Origin of the sequence: Shinella sp. AETb1-6 (genome assembly GCF_009826875.1) — a bacterium.
In the GTDB taxonomy this organism is placed as follows: domain Bacteria; phylum Pseudomonadota; class Alphaproteobacteria; order Rhizobiales; family Rhizobiaceae; genus Shinella; species Shinella sumterensis.
Genome location: NZ_WUMM01000002.1, coordinates 246,987 through 264,609, shown reverse-complemented (window position 1 = coordinate 264,609; position 17,623 = coordinate 246,987). Strand labels below are relative to the sequence as shown.

Genomic DNA, 17,623 nt, shown 5'->3' with positions numbered 1-17,623 from the left:
AGCCGAAGCGGGATCGCTTCGGTGTCGGACAATGCGGCAAAGATAAAGTTGACTACTTCGCCGCCTTCAGCAGTGCGGCGACGAGGCCGGCCGTGGAGGAGTCGTGTCCGGCCGCGCTTTCCTTGCCCTCGACGACAGGCAGCAGGCCCGTCGCCAGCTCCTTGCCGAGCTCCACGCCCCACTGGTCGAAGGAGTTGATGTTGAAGAGCGCGCCTTCGACGAACACGCGATGCTCGTAGAGCGCGATGAGCCGGCCGAGCGCGAAGGGCGTCAGGCTGTCGTGGACCATGGTGATGGAGGGGCGGTTGCCGGAGAAGACGCGGTGCGGCGCGATCCGGTCGGCCTTCGCCTCGCCCATGCCCTTGGCGGTGAGCTGTGCCTTCGCCTCCGCGAAGCTGCGGCCCTTCATCAGCGCCTCGGACTGCGCAAGGCAATTGGCGATCAGCAGCTGGTGCTGGTGGCGCAGGCTCTTCTCGTGGCCGTTGGCCGCGATCATGAATTCGGCCGGAATGATGGCCGTGCCCTGGTGGATCAGCTGGTAGAAGGCATGCTGGCCGTTCGTGCCGGGTTCCCCCCACACGACCGGGCCGGTCTGGCCTTCGACGGGCGTGGAATCCATCGTCACCGACTTGCCGTTCGATTCCATGTCGAGCTGCTGGAGATAGGCGGGAAAGCGCGACAGCCGCTGGTCATAGGGCAGGATCGCGCGCGAGGGATAGTCCAGCACGTTGCGGTGATAATAGCCGATCAGGCCGAGCAGCATGGGAATGTTTTCGCGGATCGGCGCGGTGCGGAAATGGGTGTCGATGGCATGGCCGCCGGCCAGGAAATCGGCGAAGTTCTCCTTGCCGATGGCAATCATCAGCGGCAGGCCGATGGCCGACCAGATCGAATAGCGGCCGCCGACCCAGTCCCAGAAGCCGAAGACGCGTTCGGCGCCAATACCGAAGGCCGCGACCTTGTCGAGCGCCGTCGAGACCGCGCAGAAATGGCTGCCGACCGCGGCCTCGCCCAGCGCGTCGGCGATGAACCTGCGCGCGGTCGCGGCATTGGTCATCGTCTCGATGGTGGTGAAGGTCTTGGACGCGACGATGAACAGCGTCGTTTCCGCGTCCAGCAGCTTCAGCGTGTCGGCGATATGCGCGCCGTCGATGTTGGAGACGAAGTGCAGGCGCGGCCCGTCGTGATAGGGCGCCAGCGCCAGCGTCGCCATGACGGGGCCAAGATCCGAGCCGCCGATGCCGATATTGACGACGTCGGTGATCTTCTTGCCCGTCGCGCCTTTCAGGGCGCCGGAGCGCACGCCATCGGAAAACGCGCCCATGGCATCGAGCACGGCATTGACGTCGGGCATGACATCCTTGCCCTCGACGAGAACGGGCGTGTTGGCGCGGTTGCGCAAGGCCGTGTGCAGCACGGCGCGCTCTTCGGTGATGTTGATGATCTCGCCCGCAAACATCGCGTCGCGCTTCGCCTCGACGCCGGCCTTGCGGGCAAGCTCTTCCAGGCCGTCCAGCACGGCATCGTTCACCGCGCATTTGGAATAATCGAAGAGGAAGTCTTCGAGCGTGACGCTGTAGCGGGCGAACCGCTGCGGATCGGCCGCGAAGGCCGCCCTGATGTCTGTGGCATTGGTCTCGCGGACGATGGATTTCAGCTTTTCGACAAGCGCGTTCATCGGCGTGTTCCTTGGGCCTTGGGACGATGCCGGTTAGCTAGTCGCTTTGGAGGGCGCAAATCAAGACCGCAAATGCGCCTTCCGCGAAAAAATTAAATCGGTTTAACCGGGGCTGCGTCAGCCCCGGAGGTCCTTGCGAAGGATCTTTCCGACATTGGATTTGGGAAGTTCGGTGCGGAATTCGATGAATTTCGGCCGCTTGTAGTTCGTCAGGTTGGCGACGCAATGAGCCTTCACGTCGGCTTCCGTCAGGGCGTCGTCCTTCTTGACGACGAAGAGTTTCACGGCCTCGCCGGAGTGCTCGTCGGGCACGCCGATCGCCGCGCATTCCAGCACGCCGGCCAGCGACATCGCCACTTCCTCCACCTCGTTGGGGAAGACGTTGAAACCCGAGACGAGGATCATGTCCTTCTTGCGGTCGACGATCTTGGTGTAGCCTTCCGCGGTCATGAAGCCGACATCGCCGGAGCGGAAGAAACCGTCCGGGGTCATCACCTTCGCCGTTTCGTCCGGCCGCTGCCAGTAGCCGGCCATGACCTGCGGCCCGCGGATGCAGATCTCGCCGACCTCGCCGAGCGCCAGCGTCTTGCCCTCGTCGTCGCGGATCTCGATATCGGTGGAGGGCAGGGGAAGGCCGATCGTGCCGGTGAAATCGGGGCTGTCGAAGCGGTTGGCGGTGGCGACCGGCGAGGTCTCCGACAGGCCGTAGCCCTCCGTCACCGCGCAGCCCGTGATCTTCTGCCAGCGCTCGGCGACGGGCCGCTGCACCGCCATGCCCCCGCCGAGCGTCAGCACCAGCTCGGAGAAGTCCAGCTTTTCGAAATCCGGGTTGTTCATCATGGCGTTGAACAGCGTGTTGAGGCCGGGGAAGATGTGGACGCGGTACTTGCCCAGTTCCTTGACGAAGGCCGGGATGTCGCGCGGATTGGCGATCAGCACGTTGTGGCCGCCGAGCGCGATGCCCATCAGACCGTTCACGGTGAGCGCGAAGATATGGTAGAGCGGCAGCGCGCAGACGAAGACGAGCTGCTCGGGCCGCTTCTTGAGGCGGAAGACCGGCTCGATCCACAGCTTGATCTGCTCCATGTTGGAAAGCAGGTTGGCATGGGTGAGTGTCGCGCCCTTGGAGATGCCCGTCGTGCCGCCGGTATATTGCAGGAAGGCCGTATCGCCGGGCGAAATGTCCGCCGGCTTCAAGGTGGCGTGCGCTCCCTCGGCCATGACCTGCTTGAAGGGAATGTGCCCCGGCAGGGACCACGCGGGCACCAGCTTCTTGATCTTGCGCACCACGAGATTGACGATCAGCCCTTTGAGGCCGAGCATGTCGCCCATCGTGGTGACGACGACATGGCGAACGGCGGTGCGCGAGACGACCTGCGCCACGGTGCCGGCGAAATTCTCCAGCACGAACAGTGCCTTGGCGCCTGAATCTTTCAGCTGGTGTTCCAGCTCGCGCGGCGTGTAGAGCGGATTGACATTGACCACGACGAGACCGGCGCGCAGGATGCCGAAGATCACGACCGGGTTCTGAAGGATATTGGGCATCATCACCGCGACGCGGTCGCCCTTGGCCAGCCCCTGCGCCTGCAGCCAGGCCGCGACCTTTTTGGAGGCTGCGTCGAAGTCGCGGAAGGTAAGCGTCTTGCCCATGCTGGTAAAGGCAGGGCGCTCGGCAAAGCGGGCGCAGCAGCTTTCCACCAGCGCGCCGATCGATGAATGGCCAAGCGGCGCGATCGTCTGTGCCATGCCCTCTGGATAGGACGCGAGCCAGAAACGGCCGGACGCTTCGGTGGATGGCTTCTGTTCTATGGCCGACATGGGGTTCCTCCTCGTGGGCGCGTGGGGCATCGTCCGTCCTGCGGTCACCGAATGGTCCTCCAACCATCAGGTGCGAACAAGATGATGCTTTTGGCGGGCGCCATCAAGCACCATGGCTATCTTACATTGACGTAAACGTCAACAATCGCCGCTCCTGGCCCGATAGCTTTTTCGTGAGGCCGGGCGGCTGCGGCGTCTCACCGCGCCAGCGACGAAAAAACCACGTATATGTTTAACATTCTTCGGATAGACCTTATCTAGAGGCCCGGCCTGTACCGGCCGCAATGGAGTAGACGAGTTTGCCGCAATCGGAACATCGCAGAAATGAGCCCCGGCTGATCGGTGTGGCGCGCCCGAGTGGAGCGGCGCTCATCTCGCCGACATCGGCGGCGCGCTGGCTGCTTGTCCTCATCGTGCTGGCAGGCATCTACTTCTTCCATGGTTTCGTGGTCCCCGTGCTGGCCGCCCTCGTCATCGCCTTCGCCAGCTGGCCGCTCTATTCGCGCCTGCTCGTCCAGCTCAACGGCAACCGCACGATCGCCGCCTCCATCGCGATCCTTCTCATTCTCGGCTTCATCATCGGGCCGATCATGTTCGCGTCGACCTATGCCTTCCACGAGATCCGCGAGTGGATCGGCTGGGCGGTCGAGACCAATCGCACGGGTGCGCCCACGCCGGACTGGATCAGCGCGCTGCCGGTCATCGGCGGCTGGCTGGATATGCAGTGGACGCGCTTTCTCGATCATCCCGGCGCGATCGGCGAGCTGACGCAGATCGTCAGCGGCGCCAATATCGGCAATATCTACCGCGTGGCGCTCGCGGCCGGCGGCAAGGCCTTCGGCCTGCTGCTCGCGATGCTGTTCATGCTGATCGCGCTGTTCTTCATCTATCGCGACGGCCGGTCCTTCGCCGCCCAGGTGGATCGTCTCGGCGAGCGCATCCTGCCGATGCGCTGGGAGCGCATCTCGCGCATCGTTCCCGCCACCATCAGCTCCACGGTCACGGGCATGACGCTGATCGCCATCGGCGAGGGCATCGTGCTCGGCGTCGCCTACTGGATCGCGGGCGTGCCCTCGGCCGTCACGCTCGGCGTCCTCACCGGCGTCATGGCGCTCTTCCCCGGCGGCGCGCCGCTCTCCTTCACCTTGGTCTCGATCTACCTTGTGTCCAGCGGCTCGCCCATCGCCGGCCTCGCGCTCTTCATCTGGGGCTCGGTGGAACTCTTCATCGTGGACAAGACGCTGCGCCCGCGTCTCGTCGGCGGTCCGATCAAGCTGCCGTTCCTTCCCACCTTCTTCGGCCTGATCGGCGGTGTGAAGACCATGGGCTTCCTGGGCCTGTTCATCGGTCCCGTCCTGATGGCCCTGCTGGTCGCGATCTGGCGCGAATGGATCCGGGAAATCGAGGCGACGGATCCGCCCGCCACGATCCGCCTGGATGCCCGCCCGCAGCCGCCGGACCTGCCCGAGCGCGGGCGCAACGTCAGCTGACGACGGACGCTCGCCGCGTCGTTTACGTAGCGCTTCGGCGATAGAGGGCGGCGGCTTCCGCGACCAGTTCCGTGTTGTCGGATGCCCGTTCGCCGTTCATGAGCAGGCGCCCGTCTTCCAGCCCGACACGGGTGGACCAGCGTTTCTGACGCGCCCGGGCAACGAAGTGCCAGACCGTGTCGTCGAAACCGTGAAGCAGGATCGGTCGAACGATATCGGCGCGCGCAAGAACGCGCGCGATGCCGTCGGCAATCGCATCGGCCCCGGCAGGATCCTGCGCCTCGATCTCTATGAGCACGCGAAAGACACGGTGGCGATCCGCAAGCGCGGCCAGCCGTTCGGCATCGGCAACGGTGGCCAGCCCCGCCTCCACGCCGACACCCATCCGGTGCAGCAATCCGATGACGGCGGGCGCATCCGGCTCCGACAGATTGACCGAGGCATAGTCGGGCAGCACGCGCCAGCGGGAGATGCAGTCCCGCGTCCGCTCCACGTCTCCCTCTATCCAGGCACCCGTCGAGACGCCGATGAGCGTTCCCGGGCAGGCGCGCCGCATGGCCAGCATCGTGTCATCGATGGCCGCCAGGCTTTCGCGCCCATCGGCGCCACGCGGATGAATGTGCAGCTCCGCCGCGCCCGCCAAGATGCAAGCCGCCCCATCGGCAGCCATGGTATCCGGGGTCGTCGGCAGACGCGGGTGGTAATCACGGGGCCGCGCCCCGTTCAAGCAAGCCTGTACGATCATCGCGAACTCCAAGCAACGACGCCAGTCTAGCGGTGCCCGGACAGTTCGCAAGGTCGCACAGAACCATGACACGCCAACCGGACGAGGTGCAGAGAAATTAAAAATGTCAGGGAGGAAATGGTGCCGCTTACGTGACTCGAACACGTGACCCCGTCATTACGAATGACGTGCTCTACCAACTGAGCTAAAGCGGCCTTCATGGTCCCGAAGCGTGCCGGGACCGGAATGGGTGCGCTGATAACCGCTATGCGCGGAGATTTCAAGCGGTGAGTTTCAACTTCCGCATTTTTCCCGCGCTATGGCGTGCGCAGCGGTTCAGCCGGCGGTGATGCGGGCCCTGGCGGCGGCATATTCCTGCTCCAGGCGCGCGACGAGTTCGGCGGTCGGGGCCACGGATTTGATGGCGCCGATGCCCTGGCCGCAGCCCCAGATGTCCTTCCACGCCTTGGCGCCCGATGTTGCCGTCTCGAAATCCATTTTCGAGGGGTCGGCCTCCGGCAGGTGGTCCGGATCCATGCCGGCGGCGGCGATGGAGGGCTTCAGGTAGTTGCCGTGAATGCCGGTGAAATAGTTGGAATAGACGATGTCGGCGGCGGCGCTGTCGACGATCATCTGCTTGTAGGCCTCGTTGGCGCGGGCCTCGGTCGTGGCGATGAAGGGCGAGCCGATATAGGCCATGTCGGCGCCCATCGCCTGGGCCGCGAGGATCGCGCCGCCGGTCGCGATGGCGCCGGAAAGCAGCAGGGGGCCGTCGAACCATTCCCGGATTTCCTGGACGAGCGCGAAGGGCGAGAGCGTGCCGGCATGGCCGCCCGCGCCGGCCGCCACGGCGATCAGCCCGTCGGCGCCCTTGCGGATCGCGGAATTGGCGTGGCGGTTGTTGATGACGTCGTGCAGCACGATGCCGCCATAGGAGTGGATCGCGGCGTTGACCTCGGGCACCGCGCCCAGCGAGGAGATGACGACGGGCACCTTGTACTTCACGCACATCGCCAGGTCGTGCTCCAGCCGCTTGTTGGAGCGGTGGACGATCTGGTTGACGGCAAACGGCGCGGCTGGGCGATCGGGGTGTTTCGCATCATGCGCCGCGAGAGCTTCCGTGATCTCGGCCAGCCACTCGTCGAGCTGCGATTCGGGGCGCGCGTTGAGCGCGGGAAAGGCGCCCACCACGCCGGCCTTGCATTGCGCGATGGTCAGTGCGGGGTGCGAGATGATGAAGAGCGGTGCTGCGACGACGGGCAGGCGCAGCTTGTCCTTGAGGATCGCGGGCAGGGCCATGAAGACGTCCTTCTTTGACGTTTACGAAAACGTCAAAAGGATAGCAGCGGGAATGCGCGGTGAAAAGAGGCTGAGCGCAGGGCGGGAGAGAGAGTGAGGTGCGCTAAGGAATGCGGCCTGTCGCGATTCGCCGTTCCGGCCGGCCCGCCGCTCGACAGGACGCCGATAGTGCCGGTCATATCCCGGCCGAACCTCTCCCCTCACGCGCCGGTGCCGATTCGCGTTTACGGCGGCAGGAGGGATCGCGGCTCGCCCGCTGGGGGCTCCAGCGCAGCTTATCCCCGGAGAAGGAGGGCGGTTCGGACGCCGAGACTTGCGCAAATTCGCGGCAAACGTTACGCAAAAACCAACAAAAGCCGGAAAGTGAGGCTCTTTCCACAGATGTGTTTGGCCGCGGCGGGGTGCGGTCGCCGAGAAGGATCGGACGTGAGCGGACTGGAAGCGGCAATCAGAAATGCGCTGACGCGCTCGGAACGCGGCAATGCCGAGGTGCGCGCGCGCATCTACCAGTCGGCGCGCAACGCGCTCGAGGCCGGGCTACGCAAGCAGGACATCAACGATCCCGAGGCCGTGGCGGCGCAGCGCCACCGGCTCGAGGCGACGATCCGCCAGATCGAGGCGGAGGAACGCGCGCAGGTCAGCGCCGCTGTCCGCGAGGTCCGAGCAGAGCCGCGGGTCGAGATGCGGCCGGAACCGGAAATGCGCGCCGAGCGCGACACCCGGCCCGAACCGACGCTGGAGGCCGAACCCCTCATCGAACCGGAGCGCCGGGCGCCCGCGGGCGATATGGGTGCGATCCGACCCGAGCGCATGGAGCGTCTTGGTGAGGGCGGCGCACAGGCGACGGCGGCTTCGGCCACGCCTGCAAGCCAGCCCTCCGATTTCCGTCCGGAGCGCGTCGCCAAGGCGCGCAAGCGCCGCGGTCGGCTGTTCTCCTTCCTCCTCGTGCTCGCGACGCTGGTCGCGGCCTTCGGCGCGCTTGCCTGGTGGGTGACATCGAGCGGGCTGCTGGATGACCTGCAGGATGATTCCAGGCCGCCGGCCCGGGTTTCGGCGGAGGATTTCTCCGGCGACGACCCGATCAAGAAGGCGCTCGATACGCAGAGCCGGTTTACGTCCGACTGGCGCCCGGTCTTCACGCCGGGCGACGTCGCCAAGCTTTCCGCCGGCGCGGCCGGGCGCTTCGAATCGGTCAGCACCAGCGACGGGCAGGCCGTGCGCGTCACCTCGGCAAATCCGGAGCGTGACGGCGCGGTGCAAATCGAGGTGTCGCCGGAGGTCCTTGGCGAGATGGGCGGCAAGACCTCGACGATCGCGCTCACGGTGCAGGCCGCCGGCGACAAGCCGGTGCAGGTATCGGTGGAGTGCGATTTCTCCACCATGGGCGGCTGCGGGCGTCATCGCTTCACGGTGTCGGAACGCACGGACATTCTGTTCCAGGTGGAGTTCGACCGCTCGCTTTCGCCGAGCGAGCCGGGGCATCTGCTGCTCAACAGCGACATTGCCGGCGGCGGCGCGGGCGTGAACCTCTACGCCGTCCGCATCCTGCCGGGCGAATAAGAGGCCCGGCCTAGCCCTGACGTGGCGCGGGATGGCCCCGCGCCCGCCGGGCCCGCCGGGATCGTCATCCCCTTATTTTACGAAGCCGACACCGGTGCCGACGATCTTGTCGTCGATCTCGCCGATCGCCTTTTTGTCCTTGCCGTCATAGTCGAGCGTCGTGAGGATGTGGCGGATCAGGTTGATGCGCGCGCGCCGCTTGTCGTTGGCGCGGATCACGGTCCACGGCGCGTGCTCCGAATGGGTTTCCTTCAGCATCCGGTCGCGCTTTTCCGTGTAGTCGTCCCACTTGTTGAGCGCGGCTATGTCCATCGGCGAGAGCTTCCACACCTTGAGCGGATCGTGCCGCCGGTCGTGGAACCGCTTCAGCTGCATCTCGCGGCCGATATTGAGCCAGAACTTGAAGAGATGGATGTCGTCCGAAACGATCATCTTCTCGAAGCGCGGCGTTTCCTTGAGGAAGCGTTCGTATTGCTCGGGCGTGCAGAAGCCCATGACGGGCTCCACGCCCGCGCGGTTGTACCAGGAGCGGTCGAACAGCACGAACTCGCCCGAGGTGGGGAAGGTGGCGACATAGCGCTGGAAGTACCACTGGCCGCGCTCGGTCTCGGTGGGCTTGGTGAGCGCGACGATGCGCGCGGAGCGCGGGTTCATGTAGGACATGGTCGCATGGATCGCGCCGCCCTTGCCGGCCGCATCCCGGCCCTCGAACACGGCCATGATGCGCTTGCCGGTCTTCTGCTGCCAGAACTGCACCTTGACCAGTTCGATCTGGAGAAGCTTCAGCGTCTTCTCGTAGTCCTTGTTGTCGAGCTTCTTGTCGTAGGGATAGTCGTCGGAGCCGAAGGCCTTCTCCTCGATCCAGTCGGGCAGCACGGGATCGTCGATGTCGAAGACCCGCTTCTTGCCCTTGATATCCAGTTCGACAGACCGGTTTTCCGCCACTTCCGCCATCGTTCGCTCCTCCAGGCACAGACCGCGGCGCACGCCGCTTCACCGAAAGGTGGCCATAAGCGCATTGCGAATTCAAGCGCACCGTGAAAAACATGTCATGAAATCGCGCTATCCATCGAGAATCGGCGGGGCGCGGAGGCTGAGATGCTTGCAAGGGAATGGGTGGCGGTGACGGATCAGCGGACGATCCTCGGCTGGCTGGCAACGCAACTGTGGGGCGAACGCGTTCTCATCGCCTCGGCCATCTTTGTCGGCTTCGTGATGTGGCTCGCCGGCCTGCATCTGGGCTGGGTCTCGTTCACCGTGCTCCTGCTGGTCATTGCCGGCCTCGTGCGCACCGACCGGCGTGCCGCCGAAGGCAATGCGCGCACCATGGCGGTGCCGGCTGCCGCGGTGCCCGAAAACGATGTCGCGGCGGCCCGGCAGGACGACCTGTCCGCCATCGCCGCCGTCCTGGGCGCGCTGGATGCGCCGGCTTTGCTGATTTCCGCCCGCGAGACGGTCAAGTTGCAGAACCGGGCCGCAGAGGCGGTCTTCGGGGCGATCCCGCTCGGAAGCGACCTTGCGGGGCGCATCCGCGCACCCGGCATCCTCGACATGGTCCGCGAAGCCCTCGCGACAGGCCAGCCGCGCGAAACGGAGCATGCCGAGCGCCTGCCGTCCGAGACGGTCTATGTGGTGCGTATCGCGCCCCTGGCCGAAAAATCCGGCGAACCGCTCTGGCTTTTGACCTTCCGCGATGTCTCGCAGGCGCGCCGCATCGATCGCATGCGCTCCGACTTCGTCGCCAATGCCAGCCATGAACTGCGCACGCCGCTCGCCTCGCTGCGCGGCTTCATCGAAACGCTGCAAGGCCCTGCGAAAAACGATACCAGGGCGCACGAGCGCTTTCTCGGCATCATGCACGAGCAGGCCACGCGCATGAGCCGGCTCGTCGATGACCTCCTGTCGCTTTCCCGCCTGGAGCTGCGCTCGAATGTTGCGCCCGACCAGACCGTCGACCTCGTGCCGCTGATCGCCCATGTGCGCGACAGCCTGCAGCCGCTCGCCTCGGAGCTCGGCGTCGACATCGTGCTCGACCTGCCCGCCCATCCCGTTTCCGTCACCGGCGAGCGGGACGAACTCGTCGAGGTGTTCGAGAACCTCATCGAGAACGGCTGCAAATATGGCCAGGATGGCAAGCGCGTCGATGTGGCGCTCACCGGCGGCACGGACGGGGCGCCCGTCGAGGTCTCCGTCAGGGATTACGGTCCCGGCATCCCTCCTGAACACGTGCCGCGCATCACCGAGCGCTTCTACCGGGTCAATGTCGAGGCCAGCCGGTCCAAGAAGGGCACCGGCCTGGGGTTGGCCATCGCCAAGCATATCCTCACCCGCCACAAGGCACGCCTCGTGGTGCGGTCCGAAGTGGGCAAGGGAACCGTTTTCACGGTGAAGTTCTGACACACAATGTCACGGCATCCTGCGGCTGTCTGAAATAAGCGATTATTTTCAGAGGCTTGGCCTGTCACAAATGTTTCGCGAAACTGACATAAAACGGATGGCGATCGGGGCGTAGAGAGAAGCCGCCGGTCAGCGGCAGAGAGCGCCAGACGAGCGCTTCCCACATATGTCCTCTTCGGGAGAACCCAGATGAAATCTCTTAAGCTCACCCTCGCGGCGCTCGTAGCCTCCGCCGCATTCGCAGGCGTTGCCGTTGCGCGCGACCAGGTCCAGATCGCCGGCTCCTCCACCGTTCTTCCCTATGCCAAGATCGTTGCCGAGACGTTCGCCGAGACCTATCCCGACTTCAAGACCCCGATCGTCGAATCCGGCGGCTCCTCGGGCGGTCTGAAGGAATTCTGCAAGGGCGTCGGCCCGAACACCATCGACGTCGCCAACTCTTCGCGCCCGATCAAGGAAAGCGAAATCGAGGCCTGCAAGGCGGCTGGCGTGACTGAAATCCAGGAAGTGAAGATCGGCTACGACGGCATCGTCTTCGCAACCGACTCGGGCAATGCCGACCTGAAGCTCGTGCCGAAGGACCTTTATCTCGGCCTCGCCGCTGAAGTCGTCGTCGATGGCAAGCTCGTCGCCAACCCCTACAAGAAGTGGTCGGAAGTCAACAAGGACCTGCCGGACGCCGAAATCGCCGCCTATATCCCGGGCGAGAAGCACGGCACGCGCGAAGTCTTCGAAGAGAAGATCCTCGCTGCCGGCTGCAAGGAAGCCGGCGCGCTCGACGTCATCAAGGCTGCCGTTTCCGATGAGAAGGAACAGCATGCCAAGTGCGTCGCCGTTCGCAAGGATGGCCTGGCTGTCGACATCGACGGCGACTACACCGAAACGCTGGCCCGCATCGCGGCCAACAAGTCCGGCATCGGCGTGTTCGGCCTCTCCTTCTACGAAAACAATGCCGACAAGCTGAAGGTCGCCACCGTCAACGGCATCGTTCCCTCGACCGAGACGATCGCTTCCGGCGAATACCCGGTTTCGCGCCCGCTGTTCTTCTACGTCAAGAAGGCCCATCTCGGCGTCATCCCGGGCCTGAAGGAATATGTCGAGTTCTTCACGAGCGACGACATGATCGGCCCGGACTCTCCGCTGGCTGAATACGGCCTCGTCGCCGCTCCGGAAGCCGAGCGCGAAGAAATCCGCAAGGCCTTCGCCGACGGCAAGATCATGTAATGACCTTGGGTTGCCGCGGCGGTTTGCGCCGCGGCGACCTCTGGCTTTCGGGCGGGGACGCCCGCGTCATGTTCTTCGGCCGGGAATGGGGCGCCCGGTCGAACGGTCGGAGCGGGCGATTTGGCACGCTCAGGGCGGATGATCTCGCCAGGAGACTTTCCTAAAATGAGTATTTCACTTCTCTTGCTCATCATCGCCGTGATCGGCGTGGCGGGCTATCTTTTCGGAAGCTGGCGCGCCAACGCGCTTGCCGGCGGCAAGCTTTCGAGCCTGCATTCCCGTCCGGGCTACTACGGGTCCTTCGTCGCCATCTGGTCGGTCCTGCCGGCTCTCGTCGTGATGCTGGTCTGGATCATCGCAAGCCCGATCTACATCAGCTCGACGGTTCGCGGCGGCTTTCCCGAAGAGGTGAAGGCCACCTCCCAGGCCGAGCAGAACCTCGCCTACAACATGATCGGCGCCATCTCGCGCGGCCTGAACACGCTGTCGGCCGAAGAGCGCGAGGCGATGTTCGCCGACAGCGCGACCGCCCGCACCGTGCTGGCGGCCAAGGGTGTTCCGCTCGCCGCCGATCCGGCGCCCTACATGCTCACGTCGGCCGACGATCTCAACCGCATGACGAAGGCGAGCGGCACCTTCCTGTCGATCCTCGTCATCGTCGCGGCCCTTGCCGGCGCCTTCGTCTCCTACCGCGCGATCGCACCGAAGTTCCGCGCCCGCAACCGCGTCGAAGGCGTGATGCTGGTCAGCCTCATCGCGGCCTCCTCCATCGCCATCCTGACGACGGTCGGCATCGTGGCCTCCATGGCGACGGAAGCCATCCATTTCTTCAACATGGTTCCGGCCTGGGAGTTCTTCTTCGGGACGACCTGGGATCCGCGTTTCGCCGCGGCGGGCGCCACGGCCTCCTCCGGCCAGTTCGGCCTGATCCCGCTGCTTGCCGGCACGCTCTATATCGGCTTCGTCGCCATGCTGGTCGCCGTGCCGGTCGGCCTCTTCGCCGCCATCTACATGTCGGAATATGCCTCGCGGACCGTGCGTTCCGTTGCCAAGCCGCTTCTCGAAGTGCTCGCCGGCATCCCGACCATCGTCTACGGCTTCTTCGCCCTCATCACCGTCGGCCCGTTCCTGCGCGATATCTCCGCTCAGCTGAACGGCCTGGTCACCGGCAATTATGCAAGCTTCATCCAGGCGCAGAGCGTTCTGACGGCCGGCATCGTCATGGGCATCATGCTGATCCCCTACGTCTCGTCGCTGTCGGACGATATCATCACCGCCGTGCCGCGCGCCCTGCGTGACGGTTCGCTCGGTCTGGGTGCCACCCGCTCGGAAACCATCAAGCGGGTCATCATGCCGGCAGCGCTGCCGGGCATCGTCGGCGCTCTCCTGATGACCGCCTCGCGCGCCATCGGCGAAACCATGATCGTGGTGCTCGCGGCCGGTGTCGCCGCCCGCATGCAGCTCAATCCCTTCGAGCCGATGACGACGGTGACGGTCAAGATCGTCAACCAGCTGACGGGCGACCTCGAATTCACCTCGCCGCAGACGCTGGTAGCCTTCGCGCTCGGCATCACGCTCTTCGTGATCACGCTCTGCCTCAACATCTACGCCCTCTACATCGTGCGCAAATACCGGGAGCAGTACGAATGAGCCAGGTCTCCACAAGCCCCGCCCTCGGCATCGCCACCAGGCCCGAACGCCGCGATATCGGCCTGCGTCGCCGTTACGCCGCCGAACGCCGCTTCCGCCTCTACGGCATGGCGGCAATCGCCTTCGGCCTGCTGTTCCTCTTCCTCCTGCTGTTTTCGGTCGTCTCCAAGGGCTACACCGCATTCCAGCAGACGATGATCACCATCCCGATCGAGTTCTCGGAGCAGATCATCGACAAGAACAACGAGCGCGCCACCAATCCGCAGAAGCTCGTGACCGCGAACTACCCTGTCGTTGCGCGCAACGCGCTCGCCAAGGTGCTCGGCGTCAGCGAGGACGACCGCGCCGGCCTGAAGGCCGTCAACGGCATGATTTCCGACAGCGTGCGGGTGCAGCTGCGCAATCTCGTGACCGCCGATCCGTCGATCATCGGCACGACGCAGACCGTGACCGTCCTGGCGCACGGCGATCTCGACTCCGCCTTCAAGGGCCAGATCGATCTCAGCGTGCCGGAAACGAACCGCAAGGTCTCCGACAAGCAGGTCGGCTGGATGAACCAGCTTGCCGAGAGCGGCGCCCTTTCCAAGCACTTCAACACCGGCCTCTTCACCAACGGCGCATCGAGCCGTCCGGAGGCCGCAGGCGTGGGCGTGGCACTCATCGGCTCGCTCTACATGATGCTCATCGTGCTCGTCCTGTCGCTGCCGATCGGCGTTGCCGCCTCGATTTATCTCGAAGAGTTTGCCCCGAAGAACCGCTTCACGGATCTCATCGAGGTCAACATCAACAACCTCGCCGCCGTTCCCTCCATCGTTTACGGTCTGCTCGGTCTCGCCGTCTTCATCAACTTTGCCGGCTTCCCGCGCTCGGCGGCCCTGGTGGGCGGTCTCGTGCTGACCCTCATGACGCTGCCGACGATCATCATCGCGACGCGTGCTGCGCTGAAGGCGGTGCCGCCGTCGATCCGTGCGGCAGCACTCGGGCTCGGTGCCTCCAAGATGCAGACCGTGTTCCATCACGTCCTGCCGCTCGCCATGCCCGGTATCCTCACCGGCACGATCATCGGGCTTGCCCATGCGCTCGGCGAAACCGCGCCGCTGCTCCTCATCGGCATGGTCGCCTTCGTCGCCGACGTTCCGGCAACGCCGATGGACCCGGCGACGGCGCTTCCGGTGCAGATCTACATGTGGGCGAACGAGGCCGAGCGCGCCTTCGTGGAGCGCACGTCGGGAGCCATCATCGTGCTCCTCATTTTCCTCATCTTGATGAATGTCGGTGCGATCCTCCTGCGCCGCCGTTTCGAACGACGCTGGTAGAAGGACCGGTCATATGAACATGATGTCAGAAGCAGCAGTCGAGAAAGCCCTGGACAGACAAATGAACGACATTTCCTACAAGATGATCGGCAAGGACGTTTCGGTTTATTACGGCGAGAAGCGCGCCCTCTATGACGTGAACCTGAACGTCCGCGAAAACACCGTCACGGCGCTCATCGGCCCCTCCGGCTGCGGCAAGTCGACCTTCCTGCGCACGCTCAACCGCATGAACGACACGATCGACGGCTGCCGCGTCACCGGCCGCATCACGCTCGACAGCGACGATATCTACGATCCGAACATCGATGTCGTTGAATTGCGCGCCCGCGTCGGCATGGTCTTCCAGAAGCCGAACCCGTTCCCGAAGTCGATCTACGAGAACGTCGCCTATGGCCCGCGCATCCACGGCCTCGCCAAGGCGAAGGCCGATATGGACGCGATCGTCGAACAGAGCCTGCAGAAGGCCGGCCTGTGGAACGAGGTGAAGGATCGCCTGCACGAAGGCGGCACGGGCCTTTCCGGCGGCCAGCAGCAGCGCCTGTGCATCGCACGTGCCGTTGCCGTCAGCCCGGAAGTCATCCTGATGGACGAGCCCTGCTCCGCGCTCGACCCGATCGCCACCGCAAAGGTCGAGGAACTGATCCACGAGCTGCGCGCCAATTTCACGATCGTCATCGTGACGCATTCCATGCAGCAGGCGGCCCGCGTGTCGCAGCGCACCGCCATGTTCCACCTCGGCAACCTCGTCGAGGAGAACGATACCGACAAGATGTTCACCAACCCGGATGACCAGCGCACGCAGGACTACATCATGGGCCGCTTCGGCTGACGTTTTGGTAGCCTTAGCCCCAAGCAATTCCAGCAAAAGTGTGAAGCGGTTTTGCGTTCGGAATTGCGTCGAAAAAACACGTCTCGTGTATTAAGGACAGAACGATGTCATCGACCCATATCGTCTCGATCTACGATGAAGAATTGAAATACCTCTCCCGCCGCATTTCCGAGATGGGCGGCACGGCCGAGCAGATGGTGGCGGATTCCGTCCGCGCCCTCGTTTCCGCCGATGCGGCGCTGGCCCAGAAGGTCATTTCCGAGGACGTCATCCTCGACAATGCCGAGCGCCAGATCAACGAGAAGGCGATCGTCACCATCGCCAAGCGCCAGCCGATGGCGGCCGACCTGCGCGAAATCATGGGCACGATCCGCATCGCCGCCGAGTTGGAGCGCGTCGGCGACCTCGGCAAGAACACCGCCAAGCGGGTGATCGCCGTGCAGAGCTCGGGCATGCCGCGCAAGCTCGCGCGCGGTCTCGAGCATCTTGCCGAACTGGCGCTGATGCAGCTCAAGGAAGTGCTCGATGTCTTCGCCACCCGCTCGGTGGACAAGGCCAAGGCGATCCGCGAGCGCGACGACGAGATCGATGCGATCTACACCTCGCTGTTCCGCGAACTCCTGACCTACATGATGGAAGACCCGCGCAACATCACGCCCTGCACCCATCTCCTGTTCTGCGCCAAGAACATCGAGCGCATCGGCGACCACGCGACCAACATCGCCGAAACCATCTACTACATGGCGACGGGCTCCCAGCCCGAGGGCGAGCGCCCGAAGGACGACACCTCGACATCCGTCGTCACGGCCGATGTCTCCGAAGCTTCCGAGTAAACTGGATAGGGTTCGCTACATGGTGCCCAGAATTGCCGTCGTGGAAGATGAGGAGGCGCTGAGCGTCCTCCTGCGTTACAATCTCGAGGCGGAGGGTTTCGAGGTGGATACGATCCTGTCCGGCGACGAGGCGGAGATGCGCTTGCAGGAGCGCATGCCCGATCTTCTCATCCTCGACTGGATGCTCCCGGGCGTTTCCGGCATCGAACTGTGCCGGCGCCTGCGCCAGCGGCCGGAAACCGAGCGGCTGCCGATCATCATGCTGACGGCGCGCGGCGAGGAGAGCGAACGCGTGCGGGGCCTCGCCACCGGTGCGGATGACTACGTGGTCAAGCCCTTCTCCACGCCGGAACTCGTCGCCCGCGTGCGGGCCATGCTGCGCCGTGCCAAACCGGAAGTGGTCTCCACGGTGCTGCGCTGCGGCGATATCGAGCTCGACCGCGAGACGCACCGCGTTCACCGCCGCACGCGCGAAGTCCGCCTCGGCCCGACGGAGTTCCGCCTCCTGGAGTTCCTGATGACCTCGCCCGGCCGCGTCTTCTCGCGTTCGCAGCTTCTCGACGGTGTCTGGGGGCATGACATCTATGTCGACGAGCGTACCGTCGATGTGCATGTCGGACGCCTGCGCAAGGCACTCAACTTCGCCAACATGCAGGATGTCATCCGCACGGTGCGCGGCGCCGGCTACTCGCTGGAAACCTGAGCGACGCATTCCTCCCAAGGACGCAAACGGGCCCTTCGGGGCCCGTTTGCGTTCCGGCAGGCCGCGCAAACGAAAACGGAGCCTTTCGGCCCCGTTTCTAGT

The 17,623-nt window shown here is 64.6% G+C and carries 14 protein-coding genes and 1 tRNA gene; 9 read left to right on the top strand and 6 right to left on the bottom strand.

Translation table 11 applies throughout. The annotated features are described in order from the left end of the window. Positions 1–52: 52 nt before the first annotated feature. Both pgi and GR158_RS04550 read right to left on the bottom strand, forming a co-directional pair. Positions 53–1,678, bottom strand: a complete 1,626-nt coding sequence (gene pgi / locus GR158_RS04555; protein WP_160870143.1) for a glucose-6-phosphate isomerase — start codon at positions 1,676–1,678, stop codon at positions 53–55. 117 nt (positions 1,679–1,795) lie between these two features. Continuing rightward, positions 1,796–3,496, bottom strand: a complete 1,701-nt coding sequence (locus GR158_RS04550; RefSeq protein ID WP_160870142.1) for a long-chain-fatty-acid--CoA ligase — start codon at positions 3,494–3,496, stop codon at positions 1,796–1,798. A gap of 344 nt (positions 3,497–3,840) precedes the next feature. On the opposite strand from GR158_RS04550, the gene GR158_RS04545 reads away from it, so the two are divergent. After that, on the top strand, positions 3,841–4,986 hold the full coding sequence (locus GR158_RS04545) for an AI-2E family transporter (RefSeq protein WP_371731611.1): 1,146 nt from the start codon (positions 3,841–3,843) through the stop codon (positions 4,984–4,986). A gap of 22 nt (positions 4,987–5,008) precedes the next feature. On the opposite strand, the gene GR158_RS04540 is transcribed toward GR158_RS04545, so the two are convergent. The 3 genes from GR158_RS04540 to GR158_RS04530 all read right to left on the bottom strand — a co-directional run bounded on the left by GR158_RS04540 (position 5,009) and on the right by GR158_RS04530 (position 7,009). Beyond that, positions 5,009–5,731 carry a 3-keto-5-aminohexanoate cleavage protein gene (locus GR158_RS04540; RefSeq protein ID WP_160870141.1) on the bottom strand — a complete coding sequence of 241 codons (723 nt, stop codon included), beginning with the start codon at positions 5,729–5,731 and terminating at the stop codon, positions 5,009–5,011. A gap of 118 nt (positions 5,732–5,849) precedes the next feature. Then, positions 5,850–5,925: transfer RNA gene (locus GR158_RS04535), tRNA-Thr, on the bottom strand. A gap of 121 nt (positions 5,926–6,046) precedes the next feature. Beyond that, positions 6,047–7,009: a nitronate monooxygenase family protein gene (locus GR158_RS04530; protein ID WP_160870140.1), complete on the bottom strand. Its 963-nt coding sequence runs from the start codon at positions 7,007–7,009 to the stop codon at positions 6,047–6,049. Between the two features lie 426 nt (positions 7,010–7,435). Here GR158_RS04530 and GR158_RS04525 point away from each other — a divergent pair, with 426 nt between their 5' ends. Then, positions 7,436–8,569, top strand: coding sequence for a biotin transporter BioY (locus GR158_RS04525; protein ID WP_160870139.1), 1,134 nt, complete (start codon positions 7,436–7,438; stop codon positions 8,567–8,569). Positions 8,570–8,641: 72 nt separating this feature from the next. Here GR158_RS04525 and ppk2 read toward each other — a convergent pair whose 3' ends face one another. Further along, positions 8,642–9,523 (bottom strand): polyphosphate kinase 2, encoded by an 882-nt coding sequence (ppk2, locus tag GR158_RS04520; protein WP_160870138.1) that lies wholly within the window; start codon positions 9,521–9,523, stop codon positions 8,642–8,644. A 144-nt stretch (positions 9,524–9,667) separates the two neighbouring features. Between ppk2 and phoR the strand changes: the two genes are divergently transcribed. The 7 genes from phoR (at position 9,668) to phoB (ending at position 17,521) form a co-directional block, all read left to right on the top strand. Next, the gene (phoR, locus tag GR158_RS04515) at positions 9,668–10,966 is read left to right on the top strand and encodes a phosphate regulon sensor histidine kinase PhoR (RefSeq protein WP_160870137.1); all 1,299 of its coding nucleotides are present in this window, start codon (positions 9,668–9,670) and stop codon (positions 10,964–10,966) included. 189 nt (positions 10,967–11,155) lie between these two features. After that, positions 11,156–12,190: a PstS family phosphate ABC transporter substrate-binding protein gene (locus GR158_RS04510; protein ID WP_134647819.1), complete on the top strand. Its 1,035-nt coding sequence runs from the start codon at positions 11,156–11,158 to the stop codon at positions 12,188–12,190. Positions 12,191–12,355: 165 nt separating this feature from the next. Then, positions 12,356–13,840 (top strand): phosphate ABC transporter permease subunit PstC, encoded by a 1,485-nt coding sequence (gene pstC / locus GR158_RS04505; RefSeq protein WP_134647817.1) that lies wholly within the window; start codon positions 12,356–12,358, stop codon positions 13,838–13,840. Further along, positions 13,837–15,156: a phosphate ABC transporter permease PstA gene (gene pstA / locus GR158_RS04500; RefSeq protein WP_160870136.1), complete on the top strand. Its 1,320-nt coding sequence runs from the start codon at positions 13,837–13,839 to the stop codon at positions 15,154–15,156. The genes pstC and pstA overlap by 4 nt, the downstream gene beginning before the upstream one ends. A 13-nt stretch (positions 15,157–15,169) precedes the next feature. Next, on the top strand, positions 15,170–15,985 hold the full coding sequence (gene pstB, locus GR158_RS04495) for a phosphate ABC transporter ATP-binding protein PstB (RefSeq protein WP_134647813.1): 816 nt from the start codon (positions 15,170–15,172) through the stop codon (positions 15,983–15,985). A 104-nt stretch (positions 15,986–16,089) separates the two neighbouring features. Further along, positions 16,090–16,818, top strand: coding sequence for a phosphate signaling complex protein PhoU (gene phoU / locus GR158_RS04490; protein ID WP_134647811.1), 729 nt, complete (start codon positions 16,090–16,092; stop codon positions 16,816–16,818). A gap of 19 nt (positions 16,819–16,837) precedes the next feature. Beyond that, positions 16,838–17,521: a phosphate regulon transcriptional regulator PhoB gene (phoB, locus tag GR158_RS04485; RefSeq protein WP_134647809.1), complete on the top strand. Its 684-nt coding sequence runs from the start codon at positions 16,838–16,840 to the stop codon at positions 17,519–17,521. Positions 17,522–17,623 lie beyond the last annotated feature (102 nt).